Raw genomic sequence first — 12,268 nt, 5'->3', positions numbered from 1 at the left:
CGATGGAAGATTCAAGGAAAGCATGGCTCCGGAGACATTTTCCGAGCGTGGGCTTCGTCGCGGCGGCGGCGCTGGCCGGTGGCGCGCTCGCCGGCATCGTCGTGTATGTCGGCGCTTACGATATTGGCGCTGATGCCCCCCACAGCAAACCAGTCTATTGGCTCGTGGAGCAATTCCGTGATCGCTCGATCGCGGTAAGGTCTCGCGACATCAGCGTCCCGGCAAACCTGATGGATGTGAAACGTCTGCAGAGCGGAGCGGGGCTCTATACCGAGATGTGCAGCGGCTGCCATCTCGCGCCGGGCCTTGAGAAGTCCGAGATCAGCCAGGGCCTCTATCCCAGGGCTCCCGAGCTTTTCCGTGAGCCGCAGAGATCGGCAAAGGAGCAGTTCTGGATCATCAAGCATGGGGTCAAGCTCACAGCGATGCCGGCCTGGGGCAAAACCCATAGCGACGAGCTGATCTGGGACATGGTGGCTTTCGTGCGGCAGATGCCGAAGATGAGTCCTGCGCAATATCAGGCGGTGATTTCCAGTGCGCCTGAAGATCACGATGCGATGATGAAGGATATGCCTGGCATGACAAAGACGATGCCGTAACTATGTGGCACCGTGCCTTGAAGGTCGTCGTTCAGCCCCCCGAAAACCGAGGGGCGCTTTTGACGAACGGGCTGATAGCGGAGGTGGAAAAGACGGGTCTTGCGCCAGCGCGTCGGATGGATTGAAGAAATAGGAATTTGAGATGAATGTAGACTTGGATGGGCTCTTGAGCCGCTTACGCAACGAACCGGGGCATCCCGGTCTGGCCGGTCTTGAAGAGGCAGTGTTCAGGCGCATTGCCGCCAGGACGCAGGTTTCGGCGGGCTCCCAGTTGAGGCTTGGCGCGGTCGCCGCCTTTGGCGCAGTGCTGCTGGGTGTTGCCAGCAACGGGGTTACGACGCCAGTCGAGGCCTCCGTTACGCTCTCGCCTTTTGGGCCATCCAATCCGCTTGCTCCCTCCACGTTGCTCGCAGGTCCGCGATGAAGCCGCGGCTGCTCGTTCTGGTCGCGATTGTCGCCTTTGTCGCAGCCGTCGCGGGCGTGTTTCTGGGCCGTCATTTCCTGCCACATCCTGTGGCTGGCGGCGTCGAACTGCATGACGTATTGCACAGCAAGCTCGACCTGGACGATCGTCAGAAGGCTCAGATCGAGTTGCTTGAGCAGCGGTTTGCCGTGCGCCGACGGGCGCTGGAACTCGAACTGAGAGCCGACAATGCACGGCTTGCCGATGCCATCGAAACTGAACATGGCAACGGTCCGGGTGTCGCTGCGGCCGTCGATCAGTCGCATCAGGCAATGGGTCAGCTCCAAAAGGAGACGCTCGGCCATATCTTCGCCATGCGCCAGATCTTACGTCCGGATCAGGCCAAGACCTTCGACCAGGCGGTAGTACATGCGCTTACCGACGATGCGCGGTGAGTCTGGAGCTCCAGTCGTGCTCCGATGGTGAACTTGCCGCGCTGACGCTCGGTGGCCGGCAAGCGGCATTCGCAGAGATCATGCACCGGCATCAATCCGCGATATTCCGGCTGGTCCGCGGACTCGTAGGCAATGCGGAAGAGGCGCTTGACCTTACCCAGGATTGCTTCGTTTCGGCGTTCAGCCATTTGCGGAAATATGATGGTGCCCGACCGCTGCGCGCTTGGCTGTCGCGGATCGCGATCAACAAATGCCGTGATTGGCGCCGTCGCCAAAGAGTGCGTCAGCTCTTCATCTTCAGTGCCGCCACGTCCGACGACGAAATTGAACAGGTCCCAGACGACGCACCTTCGGCTCATGCCAGCGCAGCTTCGAAGATGGAACTCGAAAAACTCTCGACTGCGATCGCTGCCTTGCCATCTTCGTTGCGAGAGGTTCTGCTGCTCCGCACCGTCGAAGGGTTGAACCAATCGGAAGCTGCGTTGGCACTTTCGATCAGCGGGAAGGCTGTCGAGACGCGGCTGTACCGCGCTCGCGTCCGACTTGCTGAAATCTTGGCCGACATTTGAGGGGTGCGCCGCGCTCGTGCGTAAGGATGAGAGAGATACCGCGCTCGAGCCTCGCTGTGGACAAGAGGGTGCTGAACAATGAACAAGGAGATTATATGCCCCCGGTATTGAACCGCCGCGATCTGTTCCGCGGTGCCGCGCTGACCGGCGGTGGCCTGGCATTGTCGGCCTGGATGCCGGCATGGGCTCAACCCGTCTCGGCGGGTATTGTGAAGCCGCTCCCGACCGTTACCGGCAACGATATTTCCCTCAAGATCGCCCATCAAATGATGATGATCGATGGTCGCGCAAGCCATGCGATCGGCATCAACGGAACCGTGCCGGCGCCTTTGATCCGGTTGCGCCAAGGGCAAACGGTGCGCCTGTCGGTGATCAACGATCTTGAAGAAGACAGTTCGATCCACTGGCACGGGTTACTGGTACCGTTCCAGTTCGATGGCGTACCGGGAATCAGCTTCCCCGGCATCAAACCAAAATCGACCTTCGTCTATGAGTTTCCGATCGTCCAGGCGGGCACCTATTGGTATCATAGCCATTCGGGTTTGCAGGAGCAGATGGGCCATTACGGGCCGATCGTGATCGATCCGGCAGGCGAAGATCCGATCAAGTCGGATCGCGAGCATGTGATCGTGCTGTCCGACCATAGCCAGATGCATCCGCACGCGATTTTCAGAAAGCTCAAGCAGGTGGGCGGGGGCTATTTCAACTATCAGCGCCAGACGCTGGCTGGCCTGATGGCAAAAGAAGATCAACCGCTCAAGGATCGTCTCGACTGGGGCAAAATGCGGATGGACCCCACGGACGTCTCTGATGTCACAGGTTCAACCTACACCTATCTCGTCAACGGCCATGGTCCCCAGGACAATTGGACAGCGCTTTTCCGGCCCGGCGAGCGAGTTCGACTACGTTTTGTCAACGCCTCGGCGATGACGACGTTCAATGTCCGGATTCCAGGACTCAAGCTCACGGTCGTTCAGGCCGATGGTCTAGACGTGCGGCCGGTGGAGGTCGACGAGTTCCAAATTGCGGTGGCGGAAACCTACGACATCATCGTCACCCCGACTGATGACCGTGCCTACACTCTGATCGGCGAATCTGTTGATCGGTCTGGCATGGCGCGCGCAACTCTGGCCCCGCGCGAAGGCATGGCAGCCCAGGTGCCCGCGCTTCGCAAACGTCCCCTTGCCGATATGAAGGATATGGGCATGGGCGAGATGGACATGGGCGGCATGCAAGGCATGGACGCTTCCGGCGGTTCTACGATGGCCGGCATGGACCATGCAGCAATGGGTCATGACATGCCGACAGGCGGCGCCGCTGCTGGTGGCATGGCGGGCATGGACATGGGCTCCGGCGCATCCATGCCGACAACGGACAAGACACCCGGCGGCTCGATGGCGAGCATGCCTGGAATGGGCGCCCCGGCCGGCGACGCTATGGCAGGCATGGCGATGGGCGGGATGGGCGGCATGAATATGCGCGACGGCAGCAAAGCCCCGCAGGTCAAGATGGGGCCTGGCGTCCAGACGATTTCACCTATGCCGATGGATCGCACCGGAGAGCCCGGGCAGGGCCTGGAAGATGTCGGACACCGCGTCCTGGTCTATCGCGACCTCATGGCGGTGGATCGCAACCCCGACGTGCGAGCGCCTGATCGGGCGATGGAAATCCACCTGACCGGCAATATGGAACGCTATATGTGGTCGTTCGACGGCGTGAAGATGAGCGACAAGCGCGAGCCGATTCCATTCCTGGAAAACGAACGGGTGCGTGTGACGCTGGTGAACGACACGATGATGTCGCATCCGATCCATCTTCACGGACATTTTTTTTCGAGTTGGTTACCGGGCATGGCGAATATTCGCCGCGCAAGCATACGGTCAACGTCGCGCCGGGCGGCAAAGTGAGTTTTGACGTCACCGCCAACGCGATCGGCGACTGGGCCTTCCACTGCCATATGCTTTATCACATGCATGCCGGGATGATGCGCGTCGTCTCTGTCCGGCCTCGGGGAGACGCAGCATGAAGGCATTGCTTCTCCTCATCAGCGTAGCGCCGCTTGCCCTCGCGGCTCCGGCTAACGCGCAATCGATGCAGAATATGCCGGGCATGAACATGCCTGCGGCCAAAGCACCTCCGAAGAAAAAGCCGGCAGCCAAACCCGCGACTCCCGTTAAGCGCAAAACGGCCGCCAAACCGGCTGCTAAACCAACTTCAGCAAAGCGCGGGGCGCCCGTCGCGAAACTTAAAGCGGCCGCCCATGACATGTCGGGAATGGGCGCCATGCCCGGAATGGATATGTCGGGAACGGTAGGAAGCAAGGCGTCTCCGAAGCCCGATCCCCATGCAGGACATGACATGTCGAGCATGCCTGGCATGACAATGCCGGACACGGCGGGTGGCGCCATGAACCACGATATGCCCGGTATGAATATGCCTGCTGGTGGAGGCGGTCAGCCAATGGAGCATGACATGTCGTCCATGCCCGGCATGTCGATGGACGGGCAGATGGCCGGTCATGGGGCAGGGGGCACGAGCCTTGCACCGGGCAATGCACCGGCACCGGCAGCACCAAGCGATCATTATGCCGATCGGATCTATCAGAACGGTGCGATGGTCGATTCACGGTCCATGCTGCACAACGAGCATGGCGCCAGCACCTCCTCGATGATCCTGTTCAATCTGGCGGAATATCAGGTCCGGAATGGTCGGGACGGTTATCGCTGGGATGGCGAAGCGTGGTTCGGCAAGGATCTCGATCGGTTGACAATCAAGTCAGAAGGCGAGGGCGTCCTAGGCGGTCGTAACGGCACCTTTATGGAAACTGCGGAGATTCAGGCGCTCTACAGCCGCGCGCTCGATCCATACTGGAACCTGCAGGCTGGTGTCCGATATGATTTCAAACCCAATCCCTCGCGCACCTACGCTACAGTCGGGATCGAAGGAGTCGCGCCTTACTGGTTCGAAACGGAGGCAGCCTTGTTCCTGTCGAACAAGGGCGAGGTCCTGGGGCGGATCGAGGGCTATTACGATCAGCGCATTACGCAACGTTTGATCCTTCAGCCCCGGGTCGAATTGAATCTATCAGCCCAGGACGTCCCGGAAACCCGCATCGGCGCGGGTATATCGAACGCCGAGTTTGGGCTGCGTCTGCGCTACGAAGTCAGACGCGAATTTGCGCCCTATATTGGCGTCTCCTACGATCGCAAGCTGGGCAAGACCGCGGATTATGCGCGAGCTGATGGCGAAGGTGTCAAGGCGACAAGCTTTGTCATTGGCGTGCGGACCTGGTTCTGAGGAGCAACCGGCTTCGCCTCCATGTCGGGGTTAGCCGGGTGCACCGCTGGCTGGCCCTGATCATCGGCGTCCAGTTATTGCTGTGGTTTGCGAGCGGCCTGATCATGAGTGTGTTGCCCATCGATCGGGTTCGCGGTGAACATATCGTAGATCGCGCATCGCTGGCGACGCTCGATCAGGGCCGTGCCCGGGCGCCGCTCGATATCGTTCTGCGCCAGGTGGCCGCACCTGTCCGCGAGGTGCGGTACCGTATGCTCGCTGGGCGCGAGGTCGCTGAGGTAGAGATGGCTGACGGCTCGGTGCAGATACACGACGCAGAAACGGCGTCGGCCATTCCGCCCGTCAACGCCGCCATGGCGCGCACGGTGGCGGTGCGAGCATATCGTGGGAAGTCGGCGTCGCCGAGCGTCCGTGCCGTTACGTCCGCGAGCACCGAATATAAGGGCGTGCTTCCGGCATGGCGGATCGACTTTCCAGATCAGGATTCGACCCGCGTCTATATTGCGCAAAATAGCGGTCGGATCGTTGCCGTCAGGAACGGCACTTGGCGTCTCTATGACTTCTTCTGGGGCCTCCACATCATGGATTGGAAGAACCACGAAGATTTCAACACGCCCTGGCTGATTGGATTTGCCGGTGGGGGGCTTGCGCTCGCGATCGCGGGTTCTGCTCTTTTGTATTTCCGCTGGCCGCGAAAGCGGCGCCGCAAGAGTTGAACGACCATGGGGGGATTCTTGGGCGGGGGGCCGAAGGAGACGACCGATGATGAAGAACGCTTATACCAGCCTCGCGCTGCAGACCCTCGTCGGCGGCATTATCATGTATTTGGTGATGTTCGTCATGATCGATAGTCTGGGAAGCTTCTACAATAACCTCAACATGGTCTACATGACACTGATGATGGTCGCACCCATGGTGGTGTTGATGATCCTCGCAATGGGGCATATGTTTCCATCGAAAACCGCGAACGCCGCCCTTTTGATCGGCTCTGTCGCGATATTTGCTGGATCGTTCGCGCTCATCCGGACGCAAACGACGATCGGCGATACCGCGTTCTTGCGGTCGATGATCCCCCACCATTCGGGGGCGATCCTTATGTGTCGTGAGGCATCTCTCAAAGATCCGGAAGTCGTTCGTCTCTGCAGCGGCATCGAGGTATCTCAACGGCGCGAGATCGACGAGATGAAGGCAATTTTGGCCCGTAAATAGCAGCCTGATCCCTAATTCCTGGAAATGTCTGCGTTTCGCGGGGGGGAAAAGCACGCTCGCGCGTATTAACAGTGCGGGGACGATGAGGAGAATATTATGAAGAAAATAATCGCCGTCATGATCGTCGGATTGTTGGCCACGCCCGGTATCGCGCAAATGCAGGGCATGGACCATTCCAAGATGGACATGGGTCAAATGATGAAGCCGACCCCTGCTAACCCCTACCCGTCGGCTGAGATGGAAATGCACCAGAAGATGACGTCCGCGATGGGCGCGGATGCCACCGAAACCTGGGTGCGCAAGATGGTCGAGCATCATCGCGGCGCGATCGCGATGTCGCGCATCGTTTTGCGAGAGACCAAAGATTCAAAGGTTCGGATGATGGCCAACAAAGCCGTCGCCGAGCAGACCCGTGAGGTCGGCGAACTCGAGGGCTGGCTAAAAGCCCACGGCAAGCGGGCGCAGTAGGAGATTTTCCCCGTCCCGCGGGAACCATTGAAGGTTGATATGAAACTCAAAATCGTACTTGCTGCGCTCGGCGCGTCACTCTCCGTCGTCAGCATTGCTGCTGAGCCGATCGTCGTTCACCGGGATCCCGGCTGTGATTGCTGCGAGCAATGGGCGGCCCAGGTCCGTCAACAATTCGGGCGACGCGTGAACATGATCGACGATCGGGGGCGACCCGCCTTTCAGCGGGTACACGGCGTACCGGCTCGGCTATCATCGTGTCACACAGCGATCGTCGATGGCATGGTTTTCGAGGGACACGTCCCCATCGCGGACATGAAGCGCGTTCTTGCGTTGCGTCCGCGTGGTGTGAGCGGTCTCGCCGTAATTGGTATGCCTGTCGGATCACCCGGCATGGAAGTTCCCGGACAGTCCGCCCAACCCTTCAATGTCATTGCCTTTGGCGCGGAACGCGAAACCATCTTTGCACGCCACGGCGGATGAGTATCGCGTTGTCCCTGGATCATGAGTGGTGTATCCGGTTACGTCTGTGAAATGTGCGCTTCATCTCTTTCTCCTGCTTGGAGCCCTGATCGGTCTGCTCGGCCAGGAAGCCGCCTTTGCGTCCGGCCCGCCTGCAGTGTCCGCGCCGGTGGCGATGTCGAGTATGGCCGCTTCAAGCATGTCCGAGGACTGCATGAAGATGATGGCGCAGCAACAACAGCCTGCGCAGAAGCCCTGCAAGGGCATGACCCTTGCCTGCATAGCCGCGATGGGGTGCGTAGTTCCCATGGCCGTTCGCAATGACTCGCCAGCGCTTGCGGCTCGCGAGGCGAATCCAATCTTGGCCTTCTGGCCGACCACCACGGTCCTACGCGGCAGTGACCTTACGCCCGAACCGGAACCACCGACTCTCCTTGGCTGATCGAAACCGGCCGTCAGGCTGACAGGATCGTTGCGCCTTTGCGCACCCAAACATCCCGTCTGATCTGCGGCTACCACGATGTTTTGCCAAAGGATTACAGTCATGAAAAACCGTGTTTTCTATGCCCTGCTCGGCGTAGCCCTTGCCGCACCTGGCGCCGCATTCGCCGGCCAGCCCAACCACAGCCAACAGTCCGGCCACTATGAGTGGAAGTCGGTCCCGCAATATGGCCCGCGTGCCACGGGACCGGCCCAGCGGCGCGTCTGGGTGCCTGATGCCACGCAAGTGGCGACTTGCGACTGCGACATGATGAAGATGAGCAGCACAGACGCTGCTGATTGCATGAAGCAGATGCACAGCATGGCACAGCCTTCGTCGACCCCTTCGGCCGGCTAATACCAACCTCCGATGATACTGACTCACGGGGGGGATTCCCAAAGCGGCGAAACTCTGACTCTATGGCTGTCGATTGGAGGGCATGGCCATGGGTGCAGCGATCGGAATGCGGAACGACTTTGACGCCGCGAGCTTGAGGCGACTGGCGCGCGTGACCAAGAGCGCGAACCAGGGCCGTCGGCTTCTGGCTTTGGCGGAAATTTATGATGGCGGGAGCCGCAGCGATGCGGCGCGTATCGGCGGAGTGACGTTGCAGATCGTGCGGGACTGGGTCGTGCGGTTCAATGATAGAGGTCCTGACGGGCTCCTTAATGGTAAGGCACCGGGCAAGCCCCCTTTGTTGAGCGATGCCCAGCGCCAGGCTCTTGCGGAGATCGTTGAAAGCGGTCCGATCCCGGCGATCCATGGAGTTGTGCGTTGGAGACTGATCGACCTGACGCGGTGGCTCCATGATGAGTTCGGGGTGTCCCTGACGGAAACGACCGTGGGACGGGAGTTGAAGAAGCTGGGCTATGTCAAACTGACGGCGCGCCCGCGTCACCATGCGCAGAATGAATATGCGATGGAGGACTTTAAAAAGGGGGCTTTGCAGCCGAGCTGGCAAAGATCAAGGTCGCCCTTCCGCGCGGCACGGCGATAGAGGTCTGGTTTCAGGACGAAGCCCGGATCGGCCAGAAAAACAAGATCACCCGCCGCTGGGCCAGGCGCGGCACGCGGCCCTCGGCACCCAAGGACCAACGAACGAAATCGGCCTACATCTTCGGTGCCATCTGCCCCGAACTTGGCAAGGGCGCTGGCCTGGTTCTCCCATTCTGCAATACCCAGACCATGTCGCTGCATCTGGCGGAGATATCGCTTGCTATCGAGCCGGGCGCCATGGCGTGTTGCTGATGGATCAAGCCGGATGGCACATGACCGGGAAACTGGAAGTACCTGATAATATCAGCATCGTTCCGCTGCCGCCCAAATGCCCCGAACTCAACCCGGTAGAAAATATCTGGCAGTTCATGCGCGATAACTGGCTATCCAACCGCATCTTCACATCCCACGACAACATCATCGACCTTTGCTGCGAGGCTTGGAACAGGCTGGTTGATCAGCCATGGCGCATCATGACAATCGGACGCCGCAAATGGGCGCGTGGGTCGTGATCAATGCAGGTTGGTATGAGCGTTTAATCCTCTTCCTCTCGCGAGGTGCAGCAAGTCCACAATCAGGTCTGATATGGCATCGCGCGCTGTGTCGACACCCGTCTTGGCGATGAAATCGGTTATGGCAGCCAAGGCAAACGCTGCCCGATCTGCATTGGATATCTCATTCGTCATCGCGGAGGCTCACTTTCTGCGAAGGTGTTCGCCAAGAGGTGTATAATCGACAGGTGATGGGCCAGCACCTCCTGCAGAACCGATCACCCGCCACCCGGCATCTCCTCGCTTACGCGGCGTGTTTGCGGGATTTAAGCGGTATCACCAGCCGTGCGTTCTCGAACCATTCGTCGCTTAGTTCAGGGGCTGCGTCGGGATTGGCCGAGATCTGAGCAGCGATGTCTGAATCGGTGAACGAGTCGAGCCGAGCCAAATTCTCCGGCGTTGCCCAAGCTTTGGCAGCGGCGAGCGCTTCCTCATGCGATACCCGAACGGTATTTTCGGACTTCCCGGTCATTGGCTTTCCTGACGTTGATGATCCGCCTGATGTTGTCACGCCACGTATATACTACGACGAAGATCCGATCGCCAGCAGCGGCGATCGGACCGATCGCTACGATACGGGTTTCACCGTAAGGGTAGCGATCATCCACCTCCTCGACGAACGGGCCGTGGAAAAGGAGCTCGGCCAGGGCGAGCGGCAGACCGTGTTTGCGCCGGTTTTCATCGTCTTTCACCGGATCATACTCGATCGCCGCCATAGACTATTCCGCCGCAACCCCAGCGCGCGAGAACATATCCCCGCCCTCGCCCGCATCCTCATTCGCCACGGCAGCACCCACCCCGACCTTCGCCTTCTGGCGCTTGTCGAAGCCGTCCCACACTTCGTTCCAATTGCCGCGCGTCGCGGCCTTGGAATATTCGGTGGCGCGCTGTTCGAAAAAGTTGGCGTGTTCCACCCCGTTGAGCATCGGCGCGAGCCAGGGGAGGGGGTGTTCGTCGATCATGTAGATCGGCTTCATGCCCAATTGCCCCAGCCGCCAATCGGCGATGTAGCGGATGTACTTCTTGATTTCCTTGGGCGTCATGCCGTTGACCGGGCCCATTTCGAAGGCGAGGTCGATGAAGCTGTCCTCCAGCCGCACGGTGTGCTGGCACATGTCCATAATGTCGCTGCGCACCGACTTGGTCAGGCAGTCGCGCTCCTTGGTGAAGGTGTGGAACAGCTTGATGATGCCCTCGCAATGCAGCGATTCGTCGCGGATCGACCAGGTGACGATTTGCCCCATACCCTTCATCTTGTTGAAGCGCGGGAAGTTCATCAGCATGGCGAAGCTGGCGAAGAGCTGTAGACCCTCGGTAAAGCCGCCGAACATGGCGAGCGTCTTGGCGATGTCCTCGTCCGAATCGACGCCGAAGGTCTGCAGGTAATCATGCTTGTCCTTCATCTCGCTATATTCGAGGAAGGCGCCATATTCGCTCTCGGGCATACCGATCGTGTCGAGCAAATGGCTGTAGGCGGCGATGTGCACCGTCTCCATGTTGCTGAACGCCGCCAGCATCATCTTGATCTCGGTCGGCTTGAAGATGCGGCCGTATTTCTCGTGATAGCAATCCTGCACCTCGACATCGGCCTGGGTGAAGAAGCGGAAGATCTGCGTCAGCAGGTTGCGCTCATGGTCGCTGAGCTTCTGCGCCCAGTCGCGGCAATCCTCGCCCAACGGCACTTCCTCGGGCATCCAGTGGATTTGCTGCTGGCGCTTCCAGAAATCGAACGCCCAGGGGTATTCGAACGGCTTATATTGCTTGCGGGCTTCGGTGAGGGACATTGGGGTACTCCGGTACGTTCGATTTTGAGGGGTTACAGCTTTGAAATTCGAAAAGGGAATGCGTTCACGCCGCCAGACTCCAACGCCACATCGCGGTCGCCGACATGGCGAGCGCGGCACCGAGCGCCAGGCCCATCGTGCCGATCATGCGGTAGGCATAGACCTTGCTCTCGCTCGCCGGGCGCAGCAGCGCGAGCAGCAGCGCAAGGCCGATCGCAGTGAACAGTGCCGAGACGGCATACATGATGGCGATCGACGCGGTCACCGGCGGATCCGCCGCTCGATATAGACGGTGCGCGAGCGGTTCGCGCCGACGCCCAAGAACACCACGCCGATGAAATAGCCGAAATCATACCAGCCGCCCTGATTGGGCACGGCGTAGATCGCGACCTCGGGCATAAACAGCGACAACACCCAGGCGACCGGGAAGATGAAGCCATGCCACACGCCCAGCAGGAAGCCCGGCGTATCGGGCGTGTGCTGCACGGCACTCGCCACCTGATGCGCGCAGGCGGCGAGCAGCAGCGGGGCGGCGAGGATGGAAAAAGTGCGTGCGCGTGATGATCGGATCATACAAGCCTCCGTGCATCCAAAGCGCTAGGCATGCGTTTGGAACACGCAACCGTAACGAAGGAGCTACCCAAATGGTCGACGCATCGCAGATCAAGGAACATGCCGAAGTCATCGGCGCCGACGGCGTCCATGTCGGCACGGTCGACCACGTCCAGGGCGGCCGCATCAAGCTGACCAAGAAGGATTCGGGCGCGCTGATCAACGAAGGGCATAGCGCCCATGAAGGGCACCACCACTTCATCTCGCTCGGCCTGGTCGCCGATGTCGAGAATGGTGTCGTACGCCTGAGCGCGAACGCCGACGTCGCCGTGACGTTCGAAGAAGAGAAGTAAGGTCATTTCTCCCTCTCCCTTTGGGAGAGGGAGGGAGGCCCGAAGGGCCGGAAGGGTGAGGGTGCGTCGACCGCGGTCGGCGCGCCCTT

15 protein-coding genes and 2 pseudogenes are annotated in these 12,268 nt (G+C 59.9%); 13 read left to right on the top strand and 4 right to left on the bottom strand.

All coding sequences use genetic code 11. The features are described 5' to 3' along the window. Positions 1-47 precede the first annotated feature (47 nt). The 12 genes and pseudogenes from NW75_RS12420 (at position 48) to NW75_RS23800 (ending at position 9,451) form a co-directional block, all read left to right on the top strand. Positions 48-599: a c-type cytochrome gene (locus tag NW75_RS12420; RefSeq protein WP_010405503.1), complete on the top strand. Its 552-nt coding sequence runs from the start codon at positions 48-50 to the stop codon at positions 597-599. Positions 600-765: 166 nt separating this feature from the next. Beyond that, on the top strand, positions 766-1,023 hold the full coding sequence (locus NW75_RS12415; protein WP_231565178.1) for a hypothetical protein: 258 nt from the start codon (positions 766-768) through the stop codon (positions 1,021-1,023). Continuing rightward, entirely contained in the window at positions 1,020-1,457 is a 438-nt protein-coding gene (locus tag NW75_RS12410; RefSeq protein ID WP_010405505.1) for a periplasmic heavy metal sensor, read from the top strand. Before NW75_RS12415 ends, NW75_RS12410 begins: the two co-directional genes overlap by 4 nt. After that, the gene (locus NW75_RS12405; RefSeq protein WP_010405508.1) at positions 1,454-2,026 is read left to right on the top strand and encodes an RNA polymerase sigma factor; all 573 of its coding nucleotides are present in this window, start codon (positions 1,454-1,456) and stop codon (positions 2,024-2,026) included. The genes NW75_RS12410 and NW75_RS12405 overlap by 4 nt, the downstream gene beginning before the upstream one ends. Positions 2,027-2,121: 95 nt before the next feature. Continuing rightward, positions 2,122-4,052: pseudogene (locus NW75_RS12400) on the top strand (copper resistance system multicopper oxidase). Next, positions 4,049-5,323 (top strand): copper resistance protein B, encoded by a 1,275-nt coding sequence (locus tag NW75_RS12395; RefSeq protein WP_033965532.1) that lies wholly within the window; start codon positions 4,049-4,051, stop codon positions 5,321-5,323. Before NW75_RS12400 ends, NW75_RS12395 begins: the two are co-directional and overlap by 4 nt. 38 nt (positions 5,324-5,361) lie before the next feature. Beyond that, positions 5,362-6,039: a PepSY domain-containing protein gene (locus NW75_RS12390; protein WP_171010615.1), complete on the top strand. Its 678-nt coding sequence runs from the start codon at positions 5,362-5,364 to the stop codon at positions 6,037-6,039. Positions 6,040-6,085: 46 nt separating this feature from the next. After that, positions 6,086-6,532 carry a DUF305 domain-containing protein gene (locus NW75_RS12385; protein WP_081988752.1) on the top strand — a complete coding sequence of 149 codons (447 nt, stop codon included), beginning with the start codon at positions 6,086-6,088 and terminating at the stop codon, positions 6,530-6,532. A gap of 96 nt (positions 6,533-6,628) precedes the next feature. Then, a complete protein-coding gene (locus tag NW75_RS12380) occupies positions 6,629-7,000 on the top strand; it encodes a DUF305 domain-containing protein (protein WP_010405520.1) in 372 nt (123 codons plus the stop codon). Positions 7,001-7,039: 39 nt separating this feature from the next. Beyond that, a complete protein-coding gene (locus NW75_RS23805) occupies positions 7,040-7,483 on the top strand; it encodes a DUF411 domain-containing protein (protein ID WP_081988751.1) in 444 nt (147 codons plus the stop codon). A gap of 523 nt (positions 7,484-8,006) precedes the next feature. Next, entirely contained in the window at positions 8,007-8,300 is a 294-nt protein-coding gene (locus tag NW75_RS12370; protein ID WP_033965547.1) for a hypothetical protein, read from the top strand. Between the two features lie 88 nt (positions 8,301-8,388). Beyond that, positions 8,389-9,451 (top strand): annotated as a pseudogene (locus tag NW75_RS23800) (IS630 family transposase). Positions 9,452-9,921: 470 nt separating this feature from the next. On the opposite strand, the gene NW75_RS12355 reads toward NW75_RS23800, so the two are convergent. The 4 genes from NW75_RS12355 to NW75_RS12340 form a co-directional block, all read right to left on the bottom strand. Beyond that, positions 9,922-10,206, bottom strand: a complete 285-nt coding sequence (locus NW75_RS12355) for a BrnT family toxin (RefSeq protein WP_033965529.1) — start codon at positions 10,204-10,206, stop codon at positions 9,922-9,924. A gap of 3 nt (positions 10,207-10,209) precedes the next feature. Then, positions 10,210-11,274: a ribonucleotide-diphosphate reductase subunit beta gene (locus NW75_RS12350; RefSeq protein WP_033965528.1), complete on the bottom strand. Its 1,065-nt coding sequence runs from the start codon at positions 11,272-11,274 to the stop codon at positions 10,210-10,212. A gap of 64 nt (positions 11,275-11,338) precedes the next feature. Further along, on the bottom strand, positions 11,339-11,539 hold the full coding sequence (locus NW75_RS12345) for a hypothetical protein (protein WP_033965527.1): 201 nt from the start codon (positions 11,537-11,539) through the stop codon (positions 11,339-11,341). Beyond that, positions 11,536-11,847: a hypothetical protein gene (locus NW75_RS12340; protein WP_033965526.1), complete on the bottom strand. Its 312-nt coding sequence runs from the start codon at positions 11,845-11,847 to the stop codon at positions 11,536-11,538. Before NW75_RS12340 ends, NW75_RS12345 begins: the two co-directional genes overlap by 4 nt. A gap of 71 nt (positions 11,848-11,918) precedes the next feature. Between NW75_RS12340 and NW75_RS12335 the strand changes: the two genes are divergently transcribed. Continuing rightward, entirely contained in the window at positions 11,919-12,179 is a 261-nt protein-coding gene (locus tag NW75_RS12335; protein ID WP_010407407.1) for a DUF2171 domain-containing protein, read from the top strand. Positions 12,180-12,268: the final 89 nt, after the last annotated feature.

This window comes from Sphingomonas sp. Ant H11, from assembly GCF_000797515.1.
In the GTDB taxonomy this organism is placed as follows: Bacteria; Pseudomonadota; Alphaproteobacteria; order Sphingomonadales; family Sphingomonadaceae; genus Sphingomonas.
This window is presented reverse-complemented; position numbering and strand designations above follow the sequence as displayed.

Bases quoted from the DNA above. Each gene is read 5' to 3' on its own strand.
- NW75_RS12350 (WP_033965528.1), bottom strand. From the start codon at position 11,274: ATGTCCCTCACCGAAGCCCGCAAGCAATATAAGCCGTTCGAATACCCC.
- NW75_RS12355 (WP_033965529.1), bottom strand. From the start codon at position 10,206: ATGGCGGCGATCGAGTATGATCCGGTGAAAGACGATGAAAACCGGCGC.
- NW75_RS12340 (WP_033965526.1), bottom strand. From the start codon at position 11,847: ATGATCCGATCATCACGCGCACGCACTTTTTCCATCCTCGCCGCCCCG.
- NW75_RS12380 (WP_010405520.1), top strand. From the start codon at position 6,629: ATGAAGAAAATAATCGCCGTCATGATCGTCGGATTGTTGGCCACGCCC.
- NW75_RS12385 (WP_081988752.1), top strand. From the start codon at position 6,086: ATGATGAAGAACGCTTATACCAGCCTCGCGCTGCAGACCCTCGTCGGC.
- NW75_RS12410 (WP_010405505.1), top strand. From the start codon at position 1,020: ATGAAGCCGCGGCTGCTCGTTCTGGTCGCGATTGTCGCCTTTGTCGCA.
- NW75_RS23805 (WP_081988751.1), top strand. From the start codon at position 7,040: ATGAAACTCAAAATCGTACTTGCTGCGCTCGGCGCGTCACTCTCCGTC.
- NW75_RS12395 (WP_033965532.1), top strand. From the start codon at position 4,049: ATGAAGGCATTGCTTCTCCTCATCAGCGTAGCGCCGCTTGCCCTCGCG.
- NW75_RS12370 (WP_033965547.1), top strand. From the start codon at position 8,007: ATGAAAAACCGTGTTTTCTATGCCCTGCTCGGCGTAGCCCTTGCCGCA.
- NW75_RS12335 (WP_010407407.1), top strand. From the start codon at position 11,919: ATGGTCGACGCATCGCAGATCAAGGAACATGCCGAAGTCATCGGCGCC.